We start from the raw sequence: 13,828 nt of genomic DNA, 5'->3' as shown, positions 1-13,828 counted from the left end.
GTTCAGGACTCTCAGCCCTCGAACGTCCAGTTCCAGAAACCGTGGAAGATCGTCGGGCTGATCGTGATCGACTCGACGCCCTTCAGGTTCTCGTCCCAGCCCTGGATGGCCGGGAACTGGAAGATCGTCACACCGAAGCCGTCCGCCCACAGGTTCTTCTCGACCTCGAGCTGGAGCTGGAACTGCTCCTCGGGGTCGGTCGAGACCTGGAGCTTGTCCAGCGCGGCGTCGACGGCCGGGTTGTTGTACTGGCCGTAGTTGTTGACACCGGGGTTCGGCGCCCAGCGGAAGTTCGCGTCCGACTCGGTGACCGCGGTCGACGTGGACTGCCAGCCGAAGAGCGAGGCGTCGTACTGGTCCTGGCCGGTGGCGAGCAGGGTGCCCCACTCGGCGGCCGGACGGCCCGTGTCGACGATCTCGAAGCCGGCCTGCGAGGCGGTGTCCGTGATGAGCGCGAGCTCGTTCACGCGGCGCGTGTTCTCGTTGTTGTACGCGAAGCGCACCTTGACCGGTGTGGCGACCCCGGCGTCGGCGAGCAGCTGCTTCGCCTTCTCGATGTCACCCGCAGCCGGGTAGAAGTCCGAGCCGTTCTCCGCGACCATCTGGTCGTAGTTCGGCGAGCCCGGGATGAGGATGTTCGAGTTGCGCACCTCGGCGTCCGGGTTGAGCGGCTTGATGAGGTTGTCGACGATCGTCTGGCGCGGGATCGTCAGCAGGAACGCCTGGCGGACGGCCTTGGCCTTCTCCGCGTCGCCACCGTAGGTCTGCGGGTCGAACGGACCCTTGTTCTGGAAGACCAGGTCGACGTGCTCGTACGTACCCTCGATGCCCGAGTGGGTCTCGATGCCGTCGAGCGCCTCGAGCGCCGTGCGGACGTCGGCCGAGGCCTGCGGGCCGATGAGGTCGACCTCACCATTTTCGAGCGCCTGGACCTGGGCCATCGGGTCCTCGATGTAGCGGACCGTGATGGTGTCGACCGCGCCCTTGTTCTTGCCCTGGAAGTCAGGGTTCGCCTTCAGGGTGAGGTACTGGTTCTCCTTGTAGTCCTCGAGCGTGTAGGCACCGTTCGAGACGTACAGGGAGGGGTCCTCGGGGAGCGAGGTGAACTGGAAGCCCTCGTTCCAGAACTTCGAGATCTTCGACAGCGCGGCGGTGTCGTTGTTGAGGATCGCGTCGCGGACGGCGGCCTTGGCCTCCTCCGCGTCCTCGATGCCGAGCGCCTTCTGGCCGACGACGTGGGCGGGGACGAACTCGTTCGTCCAGCTCAGCTCCCAGTCACCGAACGGCTTGTCGTAGACGACCGTGACCGACTTGTTGTCCTCGGAGATCTCGGGGTTCTGCGAGATCAGGGCGATGCCCGGGTCCGACCCGTCGAAGTAGACACCAGCGTCCACCTCGGCCTGGTTCGTGACCTCGCCGGTCTCCGGGTCCGTCTCGGCCTCGACGGTGTTGAACTTGCCGGACTGGCCGGCCCAGTCGAGCAGCAGCTCCGTCGCGTCGACCGGCGTGCCGTCCGACCACTTGGTGTCGTCACCGAACGTGTACTTGATGGTCAGCGGGTCGTCCGAGACCTTCTCGTACGTACCGAACGACTCGTCCTGGACGAGGTTCAGGTCGGCGTCGTAGTAGCTGAAGCCGGAGTTCAGCACGTAGTTGATGATCGCGTTCTGCGTCGCGTTGCCGTTCGACGAGCTGAGGTTGAGCTCGTTGAGGGGGGCCTCCCACGCGACCGTGACGGCCGACTCGGTGTTGATACCCGCGTCGTCGGTCTCGGTGTCGCCGTCACCCGACGTGCCGCTGCACGCCGAGAACAGCAGTGCTCCGGTGACCGTCACCGCGAGGGCGGCACTCGTGCGCCTGATCTTCAATGTTCCTCCTCCAAGGGATGGTGGGCGCGGACGGACGGGCGTCGTTCGCCCCCCGGCCGCCCCGTCGCCCGCGCGTCCGGTTGGTGTCGGCGCGCGTGGACGGGTATGCCCACCACGGTTTGAGGCAACGCTACCCAGCAAGTTGCGTGGCTTCTCCCCCTTGCCCGGTTGCTGCGGTCGATCGTTACCGAGTTGATACTGGCCGGTACGGGCGCGTCGCCACCCCGAGACGACAGGGAAACACGCGCGAAACGTCGACTGGCCAGGCACCGGGGCCCCGTCGACATCTCACGATGCGGCGGGCCGTCCGGCCGGCGTCCCGCGTCTCGGTCGGAGCGTCGCCCGTCCCTCGTCGGGAGTCCGACGTGTCCGCGGCGTCCCCGGTGGATCTCTCTGCTCGGCGCGTGCACGACTACTACGACCCGGCGCTGACGGAGGAGCAGAAGGCGGCCCTCGACCGCGAGAACGTGGCGGTGCTGGCCGCTGTCCAGGCCGCCTTGGGCAACATCTCGCCAGACGTCCGCGCGCCGTTCGTGGACGCCCGGACGGAGCCGACCGTCCTCCACGTCGTCGTGGCCGACGGTCGGGCCGAGGCGTGCCGGGACGACGTCGACGACACGGTCGCGGAGTTCCACGCCCAGACCTGGGGCGGCCAGGCGCTGGAGGCGGTCCCCCAGGTACACGTCGAGGTGGTGCCCCGGGACTGGAGCCGCCGCGGCTGGCGTCCGGTCTACTGGGCTGCCGGCTGGAGCGCCTGGCGCCCGGAGGGCACGACGAGCCGGGTCACACGTTGAAGCGGAACTCCACCACGTCGCCGCGGTTAGCGAATGTCTCGCGTGCAACGTCGCTCCCTACAGGCTGTCACACGTGAGTGGCGTTGATCCTCTTCGCGAGCGCCTCGAAGTTCGTCAGCGTGGCCTCCGAGAGCCGCTCGACCCTTGAAGGATCGCGCAGCAGGACGGCAGCGGGACGCCAGTGGTCGAACTTGGGCTCCCCCGATGCCTCCAGGCGCTTCAGGATGCGCTGGTGGTGGTTGGGCAGGTCCTCGAGACGGATGGACTTGCCGAACGCGGCGTTGTAGAGCTCGACGTAGTCCTCTTCGCTGAAGAGGTCCTCGATGTCCGCGTGCTTCTGCTCCAGTACGGCGCTGACGAGCACGATCCGCCCGCCGTCGATCTTGTTCGCGTTCATCGCGGCCTCGACCTTCCCGCCGCCCTCGGTCCCGGAGTCGAGGAGGACGGTGACGGACACCTTCCGCCCGAGCAGGGACACGAACGCGGGCACGTTCGACGACCCGCCGGCAGGGAGGACGCGCCAGCGCTCGTCGACGCCCTCGCGATCGAGCTCGCGCAGCCGCCGGCTGACCAGATCCAGGTACACGAGGTCGGAAGGGCCCTCGACGAGGAGGTTCCGCTCGCCGATGAACAGGTTCTGCGTGAGGTCGTAGCCCAGGGCGGCCTGCAGGGGGAACGCGCTGTCCTCCCCCACCTCCAGGGCGTCGGACGAGGTCACCGAGCCGATGTCGTCGCCGCGGTCCTCGACCACGCGCACGCGCTCGATCTGCTCGACCATGAAGGGCGAGTGCGTCGTGTAGATCACCTGGCCCGCAGGAGCGAGCCGCTCGTTGATGAACCGGAGGAAGTCGCGCTGGGCCTTGGCGTGCAGGGTGAGGCCAGGCTCGTCGAGGAGGATCACGACGTCGCCGCCGCGGCTCTCGAACTCGCTGAAGGCCGCGAGGAAGGAGAAGAACCATCGGTAGCCGGAGGACCGGCGCGAGAAGTTGTTGGTGAACTCGTGCTTGCGGTCCTCGACGCGGAAGTTCAGGTAGCGCACGACGCTGTACTGCCCGCGGGCGTCCGAGATGGTCTCCGGCTCGGTCACGATCTTGATCCGCAGCTCGGGGTTCGTGCTCCAGTACTCCTTCATCTCGCGGGACAGGTCGTTCGAGACCGACTCGAGCTCGGCGGTGCTGGCCTCGAAGTTCGAGTTCGTCATCGCGTTCACGTCCGTGTTGGCGAGCTTCAGCAGTGCACGAGCCGTCTGCTTCGGCGACGCCCCCGGCTCTTCGTCCGCCTGGGTCTTGAGCTCAGCGACGTCCACCCGTCCATCGAGGCGCTGGTAGTCGCTGAACAGGAAGAACTTCGGCATGCGCGCGAGCACGGTCGCCTCCGCGACGGCGGCAAGGTCACTGGCAGTGCCGAGCCTGCTGGTGATGCGCGACAGGACGTCCGCCGTGGTCGTGCTCACCGCCTCATCGGCCGCCGCGGCCGGATCGTCGTCCGTGCCGTCCGGGTCGTCGGTCACTGCTGCCGCCGCGGCGGCAGCAGCGGCTGCAGTCGCGGCTTCCTCCTTGGCCATTGCCTCGAGCGCGCCCTTGAGCCCAGCTACGGTGTCGTGCGCTCCGAGCAGCTCGTCCGCGTCACGGTGGCCGTCGAGCACGTCGCGGAGGAATCGCTTCTCATCGATGGCGATCTCGACCCATGCCTCGCCGTCGTAGCGGCGGCCGACCTTCACCATGTCCGAGCCGACGACGTCCTCGCCGAGCTTCCCGCCGAGGGCACTGAGGTCATCGTCGTCGAGCTTGAACGTCGCCTCGATCGGCGTGATCTCCTGAAGGTCTCCGCTCCGGCTGTCGCGGCTGCGTCGCCACCGCGGATAGTCGTCGAGCTCGACGAACCTGTCGCCGTACACAGGGTTCAGCCGGTAGAGCGCGTCCAGCATCGTCGACTTCCCGGACTCGTTCATCCCGACGAGCGTCGTGACGTCGCCCTCGACCGCCACCTCCGTCGAGTCCAGCACGTTCTTGTACCGGTGAACCCGGAATGACGTCAGCTTCAATTCATGGCCTCTCTCGCGCTTCAAGCATCTGTAGCGCAAGAGTAGGTGGGGCACCGACATTCGGTCGGAAGCAGGAAGGCTCGGCCGCAGCACGCCAGGCGCGCCGTGCCGGCGCGACTCAGCTCAGCGCTCGACGCCCTGGAGGCCCTCGAGGCGGTGCTCGGAAGTCGATCATCCAGATTGAGGCAGGCCGGGTGGCCGCGAAGATCTCGACACTCCACGGCATCGCGCATGCCCTCGGCGTCCCGCTGCCGGAGCTCGTCGCGCCGGTGTGCGCCCGGCACCCGAGGTCCGCGGGGACGCCCACGCCCATCATCTAGCGCTGGAGCGCCCGACCGTCGGGCGACCTAGGATCGAGGGCATGACCGAGGACCTCGCTTGGATGCGCGCGCTGTCGCCCGCCGACCAGGAGGCGTGCGCGCGGGACCTCGCGGACGCGGCCGACACCGAGCGTCTGGACGCAGTGTTGAGGGCCTGGCATGAGACAGCGACCGCTGTCGCCGAGGGGCTGGGCCGCGACGAGCCGGAGTGGCTCGACGAGCCCGCAGCCGTGGAGCGACCGTAACGGCCGGTCAGTTTCCTCGCAGCCGCTCCACCTCTGCTTCCAGCTCGTGGACCCTGGCCTCCAGGTCCGCCTTCGTCGGCCTGCCCGATCGGGTGCCCGCCTCGGCCGGAACCGCTGCCCGCTTCGGGCGAGGCCGTTCCTCCTTGAGCCCGATGGCCTCCCCGTCGACGATGGTCGCCGGGTCCAGCCCGCACTCCGCGCAGCGAGTGGAGCCGGTGAACGCGGCGTGGATGGTCATGTGGGTGCGGTGGGCGGCCTGTTCGACGACGTGCCCGCAGTACAGCCGCAGCCGCCATCTCATGAGGTCATGAGGCGGCGTCGGGGAGGCGAAGACCTTCGCGATCGCCTCCCTCTGCGACGGCGACAGCGGCGGAGGCGGGCAGCACGCGTCGCAGTGCATGGTCAGCGATCCGGAGACCGAGTGGCGCACTCCATGGCACTCGCCATGGTCCCGCGCGAACCGCGCTTCCTCGGCGTCGTACCGGGCGCGCTCCTCGACGTTGAGGTGCATGGTTCCCCGGAAGTCCCAGGGCTCCTCGTCGCGGTAGGGCAGCCCGCAGCCGGGGCACGGCTCGCCGGCCGTGTACTGCTCCCATGCCAGAGGCGGGACGTCGCTCCTGACCGCGGCGCGGATGCGCTCGCGCTCCTTCTGCGCCCTATCGTCCTTCTTCGTCAGCTCGAAGGGGGCGTTCAGATCCCCGCGCCGCTCGTAGTCCGTGATCTGCACCATGTAACGACGCTAGACGACGCGTGGGACACCGGGCGAGCAGAACGGGGCCATCTACTTCGGAGTGACCTCGACGGTGTCGGGGTCGAACGCCTTGCGTCCGCGCGGAGCTGGCAGGAGCTTGACGGTGCAGAAGAAGTCCACGATGCGCTGCTGGATCGCCAGGTCAGCGCCGTCGAACGCGGACACGGGGTCCTCGGCGTTCAGCACTCCCCCGAGGTCCGTCGTCGCCGTGAGCGCCGTGCGCTCCGCCTCGAGCACGACGATCTTCGCGTTCTCGCGCTCGCGGACGCGCTTCAGGTCGTAGCTCTCGATGACCTCCTCGTCGTAGTCGTGCTGGGCCCGCTTGATCTTCCCCTCGTGCACGGCGATCTGCGCCTGGACGGCGCGCAGCCGCGGCTCGTCCCGGCTCGGCAGCGCGTCCTGCAGGTCGGGCCGCGCGAGCCTGGCGCGCACGAGCTGGAGCACCCAGTCGTCGACGTGGGACCGCACGCGCATGACGTGGCCGGCGCAGCGGTAGCGGACCCCGTGGGCCTTGACGGGCTTCTCGCAGATGCCGCAGAGGTAGAGGCCCGAGCCCAGGTGCTTGCGCGACGTCGAACCGGTCTTGTTGGTGACGCGCGCCGGCATGTCCAGGCGCTCCTGGACGGAGAGCCAGGTCGCCTCCTCGACGATCGGGTCCCACTGGCCCTTGACCCGGTCGCCGTTCTCGTCCCGCATCACCTGCGCGTACCAGGACCGGCGCTTGTTCTTCGTCCGGTCGCGACGGTCGGTGTAGACGGACCAGCCGGCGTACCGCGGGTTGCGGAGGATCCCCAGGACGGTCGAGCTGCTCCAGGGGCCGTCCTCGGGCACCGGCCGAGGCTCGAGGCCCTCGACGGCTCGGCGCTCGTTCCGCTCCATCGCGAGGGTCCGCGTGAACCGCTGGACGTGATGCAGGGACTGCGGGATGTGCTTCGCCTCCTTGCCCGAGAGCCCAGCTGCGAGAGCGGCGAGCGAGGGGCCGTCCTTCACCGCGAACAGCCTGAAGAGCTCGGCTACCACCTCGGCCTCGTGAGGGACGACCGTCCCGTCGATGTCGTAGCCGAACGGCCTCACGCCCTTCGGAGGCCGCCCCTGAGCCGCTCGCTGGACGTGGGCGGCGCTCTGGCGGGCCGACTTCCGCTCGACCTCGCCGCGGGCCACCGCGGCCTTGACACGCGCGTAGAGGCGGCCCCCGTCGGTGTTGAGGTCGGCCTCGCCGTTCGCGGTGACCAGCTTGAGCCCTCGGTCCTCGGCGGCGTCGATCCAGTCCTCGAGCTGGCGGGGCTGCCGCGTCAGCCTGTCGAGGTCGTAGCACACGATGGCCTCGAACGAGCCCGCCTCGTAGTCGCGCACCATCTCGTCGTAGGCCGGGCGGACCTTCGTCTTGTCGGTCGCGCTCCTGGACTGGTCGACGTACTCGCGCACGACCTCCCAGCCGCGGTCCTTGGCGATCCGCTCGCAGTCGGCGCGCTGACGGTCGATGGCGAGACCGTCCATCTCGCGGTCCTGGCTGATGCGGAGGTAGACCACCGCACGGACGGGTGCCTGGGGGCTCTGGCTCACGGAGCCAGTCTACCGGACATGAGATTATTTCTATACGGAACTCCGATTCTCTCGCTCTTTCTTTGGTAGCCGGACGCTCACCACGACCGACCCCTTCAGGCTCCCCGAGCACAGCACTGATCGCCCAAGCGCCAGTGCGGAGCTTCGCGCGAGACGCGAAGGGGCGGAGTCGAGTGCCGAGATGGAGCACTGAAGAGTTCTCGCGAGACGCTCGCTACGGCTGGACGTTGAATAGCTGGAGGTGGTAGCGGATCGCGGCGGAGTGGTCCTCAGCCTCGGTCGCTTCACGAGCGAGGCCGGCGAGCCTCGCAGCCTCTTCCACTGCGTACTTCGCCGTGATCGAGTCGGACAGCGAGGTCGCGCCGGTGCTGATGCGACGACCATAGTTGGTCGGGTCGTTCATCTCACGAAGTCCGTTCGCGGCGAGCGACTTGAAGAAGTCGCGGAGGTCCCAGTCATAGATGATCGGCGTATGCGCCATCGCGTACTGGGCGGTGCGCATCTCCAGGTAGAAGCAGGACAGCGGGACGTGATTGAACGCCCTCCACGTCTTGACCAGGCGGATCAGGCTCTTTGCGCGACCGTCGGTGTCTTGCTGCGCCTTGTTCACATAGGCCAGGTGCACGGCCGGGTTGCTCCGGATCCAGCCGGTGCCGTCGGGGTCCGGGATGTCGTAGTCGTCGGTGTCCTTGAAGTACGCCGGCGTAATCTCCACATCCGGACCGTCGTCACCGAAGTAGCGGAGGCGCACCGCTGGACGGTCCACGGATACGTACGCTCCGCTGATTCCTCGCGCGAGCGACGCCCGGAGGGTCTCGAGTGCGGACGAGGAGGAGGACGGGCGCGAGCCCGGCATGGTGACGAAATAGTCCACGTCGCTGAACACGTCAAGCGCTGTCCCGTGATGCCAGGAGCCTGTCTCCCGCATCCGGATGATCGCCTGATCCGTGGTGAGCCAGTCCTCGAGCTCCCTGCGGTGCTGCGCCGCGGCCGTGCGCTTCGCCTCGTCCGGCGTCATCGCCTTGATCAGCGACTCGAGGTTGGCGTTGGCGGTCGTGCTCATGGCGTATCAGACCTGAAGGTCTGGCCGCCGTCTCCCTCGACGTTGCGCTTGGCCGCCTTGTACGCGAACCGAGGGATCGGATCTGCCGCGTGGTCGAGATCGGAGGCGCGTCGCGCCAGGCCGTCCAGGGTCCTGCGGAGAGTGGAGAGCGAGTCGTTGGGCACCTGGACGTGGAGAAGTCTCCGCGCATCGTTCCGCAGCGCGGTGTAGTCGTTGCCGCAGCCGGCTGCGCGTTCGGCGAGCTTGTCCGGCCGGCTGGTGGTGAGCACAGCTGCTGCGATCGCGGCCAGCACCGCCAGTGCACCGCTGAGCATCTGAGCTTCGCTCGCGAAGGTCAGGACCGCCGAGAGCGCACTGACGAGCGCGGTGACCGCACCGAGAGACCAATGCACGGCTCGCCATGCCTTCGCAGCCTCGAACTGGCCCTGGGCGGAGAAGACTGCGCTCTCATGGATCCGCGACGCCTCATCGCGGATCGCGGCGCGCTGCTCGGCGTCTACAGGGTCAGTAGTCACTCGCGAGATCCGATTCATACAGTGCCTTGGCGCTCTGCGCCTCGCGAATGACCTGCCGCACCGAAGCCTTCGTGATGTCGAGCACCCGAAGCTTTCCGCCAGTCTCGGCGACGGACTCGATGCGCCGGAAGTCTGCCGCAAACCGTTCAGCGAAGTCCGCGAGCCCGCGCAGCTTCGGCAAGGCGTCGGACAGGTGGTGGCCATGCGGGTCGACGAGGTCAGCAACGACACGGCCGTCGTGCGACGTGCCGAAAAAGAGGAAGTCGGGTCTGAGGGCGCGCCAGTCCCCCAGTTCGTCCTTGTACGCGATCGCCAGTGAATCCTTGGTCGCCCGGTCGGGATTCCGGTACCAGCCTTGGAACCCAGCTCGAGCGGATTCTGCTTGCAGCACCTCGACCTCCCAACGGCTGGAGAAGTGCATTGGCACCTTGCCGTCATCCATCGACATCAGATGCATGTCGAACACCGGGAGGTCTTCTTCCGACCCGTCGGCATGGCGGACCTTGGTGTCGGTCTGCGTGACGGTCGGGACAACGAGGGCGACCGGGTCTGGCGTCGTCGACATCGCTTCGAGCACGTCATACTCGGCCTGGCGTTCGTCGGAGAGGCCCTTCCGAGCAACGCGGGATTGCGTCAACCAGGTCTTCGCCAGCGCATCGGCCTCGTCCTCCACGGCCTGCGCGATCTCGGGAACCCGCCCCAGCGAGGCCACCACGATGTGCGCCTCGAGCAGGTCGTCCTCGTCTCCGTCGTCGCCAACGAGATGGTCGACGTAGGTCGAGCAGAGGGCCGGGCTCAGAACCCGGGCCGAGGCCCTGTAGTAGTCCTCGATCGCTCGGGGGTCGGCGCTCACCGCGAAGGCCTTGTATGAGAGCCCGCCGCCGACGCGGCCTCGGATCTCCTCGCCCTCCATCGTCAGAACATCCTCACGCGCCGCTGCGAGCTTCTCCTTGTACTGGATGGCCCGCCCATCGAGCACGGCGTGCAGGTGGGCGTGGGCTTGGCTGACAGCCTCGTCAACCAGCTGGTCCTTGGACAGAGCCGTCGCCAGAGCGGTGAGGCGGCGGATCGGCTTGACGTTCTTCTTCGGGATGGTCACGGACGGGAGCGCAGCGAAGCAGTCCCAGACGCCCTGATCGATGGCGTTGTTCGGATGGAGCGCGATCGGGTCGAAGAGCACGCGACGGCCCTGGCCGCCGCCGGCATCATCTCCGTCCTCACCGTCCTTGCTCGTCGCGCCACGCATCAGCAGTTGGGCCACGTCGGTCGCGGTCTTGCGATCGAATCTCGGCAATAGGCAGTCGACCGAGTTCAACAGCTCGTTGCCCGAGATTCGGCGAGCCAGCGGAGTGCGCATCATCCGCCCCAGCAACTGGGTTATGTGGGTCGGGTTCTTCGCCGGCCTGAAGGACACGAGCACCTCGGCGCGCGGGCAGTCCCAGCCCGTCGAGATCGCATTCTTCGCCAGCAGCACCCTGATGTGCTTGTCCTCCTGGACGCGCTGGGGCTCAACGTACGGCACGAGGTGCCGACCGACGCTCAGGTCGGGGTGCGCTCTCCCCTCGTGATCGCCGAAGACGTTGGCGACGGCATCGAACGGCAGATCCGGCCAGGCGTCGTAGATCGTGTCGAGAGCACGGACCAGCACTTCCTGGGACGGCTTGTCGTCGAGCTGCACGACGAGGAGCGGCTGGACGGCCTCGTGGTCGCCCTGCGCGACCGCGTAGTCGGCCCACGCGTCCGACGAGGCGCGAATCTTCTCGACTGCCCGGGTGAGCAGAACGGTGTCGAAGGATCCCTTCTCTGCCGGGATGGACAGCGCTATGTCGTCCTTGAGCAGGCCGGAAGCTTGCACGAGGGCGGAGTCGACCAGCACCGATGGAAGAGCGTCGCGGTCCTTGGAGCCCTTCATCGCCGCCTCGAAGCGCTCCACGGTCGCCGAGATCCCGAACACGATCGGCATGGACGGGACCGGACCTTGGCCGTTGATGAGCCTCTGGACGATAGTGGAGCGATCCGACGACCGAGTGCCCATGCCTCGGTGCGCCTCGTCGAGCACGAAGTACAGCGTGAGATCCGGGTTGGCGATCGTGTTGGTGATCGTGTCGTAGATCGACGTCTGCGCTGTGTCCGGGCGGTTCTCCATCCCGGGGAGCCGCGCGGGGTCCTCCTCTTCCTGCTCCGTCTCCTCGAACACTCCCTTGACGAGTTTCGAGCCCTTGGCGAGTTTCTGGGTGTTGAGGAAGTACACGAGGCCCGGCCTGAAGGACTCCTCAGCGAAAGTGTTCGATACGACCTGAAGACGGAAGTCGAGCTCGCTGGCGGCCGCCTTGATCCGTGCGCGGCTCTGCTCGTTGAGCGACGGATCGTCGGAGAACCACAGGACGACGGCTCCTGGATCAGCGGCGAAGTCGAACTCGTCATTGCCGAAGAAGAGCGCTTCGATCACGGCGGCCGCCATCACGGTCTTGCCGGCACCCGTCGTCGCCGCGAGGGAGAACTGCGACCTGGCGTCATAGCGGCGGTAGGAGTCGCGCGCCCGCTCGAGGTTCCTGAGTACGTCGCGGACGGCCCCGACCTGGTAGTCCTTCAGCGTGTACTCCACTACAGGGTCCTTCCTGTGTTGATCTCGAAGTTCTGCAGGTAGCTCTCGTAGAGGCGGACTGGGGAGACGCCATCGGGCAGCTCGCGGCACACCATCTGGAAAGCGGAGTCGTCGTCGGTGACGATGAACACGTTCACGACGCCCTCGGTCGCTGCGACCGCAGCCGTGAACTGGCTCGAGCGGTCGAGGTCGGCCAGGACTCCGTACGCCTCTGCCACGTCCCAGCCCGCGTCCCCCAACTCGGTGATGATCCGGCCGCGCGAGCCGGCACGCAGCCACAGCATCGGCGCGATGCGTTCGAACGCGCGGTTGTGGCGCACGGACAGCGGTGCCTCGTATGTGAGGTTGAAGAACTCAGCGTTGGCGGCGGTCTCGCTGAACGCGTTCAGAAGCCTGGGCTTCGTCTTCGACTCGAACACGCCCAGAGCTTCCCACTCCGGGTCGCCTGCACGGTGCCCGGCAGCAGAAACTACCTTTCGATCGGCCTTGCTCAATTCATTGTTCGTGACGATGATCGAGCGGCGGCTTCCGCCGTCCTCTGCATTCATCGCCGCGACCGCGTGCGCCGTGGTGCCAGAGCCCGCAAAGAAGTCGAGGATGACTGCATCGGGCGAGTTGTTCGCCCACTTCACGAGCTGCTTGATGAGGCGAACCGGCTTCTTGCCGTTTGCGAACCCGACGCCTCCCTCGTTCGAGACGTGCCCCATGTCGGAGTGGAAGCCTCGCCAGAGATCGCCACGGATCACCGTCCGGCCGAAGCGCGGCAAGTAGTCATCGGACAACCGGTAGTTCCGGTCCAGCGTGTAGATCTGCCAGACCTTGCCTTTGCCGGAGCGCGTGAGCCGATATGTGCGCCCATCAGTCCGGTGCTCGACCCATCGTCCAGTCGGGACTTCAACGCTCCTCCCAGAGACCGGCGGCGTGTCAGTGCGCCCGATGCGAGTCAGGTTGTTGAGGATGAACTCTCGCGCAGCCGCCGACGCTGAGAGGAGCAGATCCATCCCCGGAGCTCCGATGAAGGTCCCCTTGAGCTTGCCGGTCTCGCGAACGAGTTCGAACCGCTCGATGTCTGCGCGCACAGCCGGTTCCTCATCGAGCCTCTGGTAAAGCGATTCGGTGGTGCCGTCATCGTTCAGCCACAGCGGGTAGTTGGCATCCCACTTCTCGATGCCGTCGTAGAGGGGGGTATGCCTGACCTCGGTGTCGAACGTCGGAGACTTCCGGTAGATCAGGACGTACTCGACGTTCTTGACGATCGTGCCCTGCTGCGCGTTCGTCGTCTTCGGCCCGGATGTCGTGGACATCTCGACCGCCAGTTGGGCTACATGGTTCTCGACGCCGAAGATCTGCTCCATCAGCATCCGCAACCGGTGCTGCTCGTCGTCACCGATCGACACCATGATCGCCCCGCTGGGCTTGAGCAGCTCGCGCGCGATCCGTAGTCGGCGATCCATGAACGCCAGCCACTTCGAGTGCTGGTAGTCGTCGTCTGCGTCCACGTAGTCGTCGTTGTACAGCCACGCGAACTTCCCGCCGGTGTTGTAGGGCGGGTCGATGTAGACGAGGTCGACCGACTCCTGATGGGTGTAGGTGAGCATCTCGAGCGCATGGAAGTTTTCTGCGTTAACCACCGTGTGGAACGGCTTGCCCGGCGCGTGCTCGACGCGACCTGTCTCGACGAGGCCCGGGTAGATGCGGTCGCGGAACTCTGCGACGACCACAAGCGCGTCGTCGGTCTCAGCACGGGTCTCGGGCTCATCGGCGTCGAGCTCGACCAGATGGACCACACGCTGCCCGTCCACCCTCTCGACCCGCACGGCGCGCCAGAGCCGATGATCGCCCTGCCCAGCAGTCCCCCGAGGCGGCAGCACCCGCACCTTGTCGCCTCGGCGGACAGGTCGACCGGGGAGCTCGATGGCCTCAGGCTGGTGCTGCTCGAAGACGAGGCCGAACGAACGCCGTTTCGTAAGAGCGACGATCTCTGCCTCGAGGTCCGCACTGAGCTGCGGGTCCACCTTCTGCGCCTGCTTGAGCAGCTCGGTCAGCCTTGACACGACTCA

At 67.1% G+C, this 13,828-nt stretch carries 10 protein-coding genes; 2 read left to right on the top strand and 8 right to left on the bottom strand.

Annotated features, from left to right (window positions below; genetic code table 11):
* Positions 1 to 11 precede the first annotated feature (11 nt).
* Positions 12 to 1,868: an ABC transporter family substrate-binding protein gene (locus ACN9MS_RS06960; RefSeq protein ID WP_426311286.1), complete on the bottom strand. Its 1,857-nt coding sequence runs from the start codon at positions 1,866 to 1,868 to the stop codon at positions 12 to 14.
* A 383-nt stretch (positions 1,869 to 2,251) separates the two neighbouring features.
* On the opposite strand from ACN9MS_RS06960, the gene ACN9MS_RS06955 reads away from it, so the two are divergent.
* Positions 2,252 to 2,662, top strand: coding sequence for a hypothetical protein (locus ACN9MS_RS06955; protein WP_426311285.1), 411 nt, complete (start codon positions 2,252 to 2,254; stop codon positions 2,660 to 2,662).
* A 67-nt stretch (positions 2,663 to 2,729) separates the two neighbouring features.
* Here the strand turns inward: ACN9MS_RS06955 and ACN9MS_RS06950 are convergent, their stop codons facing one another.
* A complete protein-coding gene (locus tag ACN9MS_RS06950) occupies positions 2,730 to 4,667 on the bottom strand; it encodes an ATP-dependent nuclease (protein WP_426311284.1) in 1,938 nt (645 codons plus the stop codon).
* Between the two features lie 400 nt (positions 4,668 to 5,067).
* Here ACN9MS_RS06950 and ACN9MS_RS06945 point away from each other — a divergent pair, with 400 nt between their 5' ends.
* Complete coding sequence (locus ACN9MS_RS06945; protein ID WP_426311283.1) at positions 5,068 to 5,271, top strand: hypothetical protein; 204 nt, start codon at positions 5,068 to 5,070, stop codon at positions 5,269 to 5,271.
* 7 nt (positions 5,272 to 5,278) lie between these two features.
* Here ACN9MS_RS06945 and ACN9MS_RS06940 read toward each other — a convergent pair whose 3' ends face one another.
* The 6 genes from ACN9MS_RS06940 to ACN9MS_RS06915 form a co-directional block, all read right to left on the bottom strand.
* The gene (locus tag ACN9MS_RS06940) at positions 5,279 to 6,001 is read right to left on the bottom strand and encodes a hypothetical protein (protein WP_426311282.1); all 723 of its coding nucleotides are present in this window, start codon (positions 5,999 to 6,001) and stop codon (positions 5,279 to 5,281) included.
* Positions 6,002 to 6,052: 51 nt separating this feature from the next.
* Positions 6,053 to 7,585, bottom strand: coding sequence for a recombinase family protein (locus tag ACN9MS_RS06935; protein WP_426311281.1), 1,533 nt, complete (start codon positions 7,583 to 7,585; stop codon positions 6,053 to 6,055).
* Positions 7,586 to 7,799: 214 nt separating this feature from the next.
* Complete coding sequence (locus ACN9MS_RS06930) at positions 7,800 to 8,648, bottom strand: SMODS domain-containing nucleotidyltransferase (protein WP_426311280.1); 849 nt, start codon at positions 8,646 to 8,648, stop codon at positions 7,800 to 7,802.
* The gene (locus tag ACN9MS_RS06925; protein WP_426311279.1) at positions 8,645 to 9,163 is read right to left on the bottom strand and encodes an SLATT domain-containing protein; all 519 of its coding nucleotides are present in this window, start codon (positions 9,161 to 9,163) and stop codon (positions 8,645 to 8,647) included. The genes ACN9MS_RS06930 and ACN9MS_RS06925 overlap by 4 nt, the downstream gene beginning before the upstream one ends.
* A complete protein-coding gene (locus ACN9MS_RS06920) occupies positions 9,153 to 11,768 on the bottom strand; it encodes a DEAD/DEAH box helicase (protein WP_426311278.1) in 2,616 nt (871 codons plus the stop codon). The genes ACN9MS_RS06925 and ACN9MS_RS06920 overlap by 11 nt, the downstream gene beginning before the upstream one ends.
* Positions 11,768 to 13,822, bottom strand: a complete 2,055-nt coding sequence (locus ACN9MS_RS06915) for a DNA methyltransferase (protein ID WP_426311277.1) — start codon at positions 13,820 to 13,822, stop codon at positions 11,768 to 11,770. Before ACN9MS_RS06915 ends, ACN9MS_RS06920 begins: the two co-directional genes overlap by 1 nt.
* Between the last annotated feature and the right edge of the window lie 6 nt (positions 13,823 to 13,828).

This window comes from Cellulosimicrobium sp. E-16, from assembly GCF_049913115.1.
Lineage (GTDB): Bacteria > Actinomycetota > Actinomycetes > Actinomycetales > Cellulomonadaceae > Cellulosimicrobium.
This window is presented reverse-complemented; position numbering and strand designations above follow the sequence as displayed.

Bases quoted from the DNA above. Each gene is read 5' to 3' on its own strand.
- ACN9MS_RS06945 (WP_426311283.1), top strand. From the start codon at position 5,068: ATGACCGAGGACCTCGCTTGGATGCGCGCGCTGTCGCCCGCCGACCAG.
- ACN9MS_RS06940 (WP_426311282.1), bottom strand. From the start codon at position 6,001: ATGGTGCAGATCACGGACTACGAGCGGCGCGGGGATCTGAACGCCCCC.
- ACN9MS_RS06930 (WP_426311280.1), bottom strand. From the start codon at position 8,648: ATGAGCACGACCGCCAACGCCAACCTCGAGTCGCTGATCAAGGCGATG.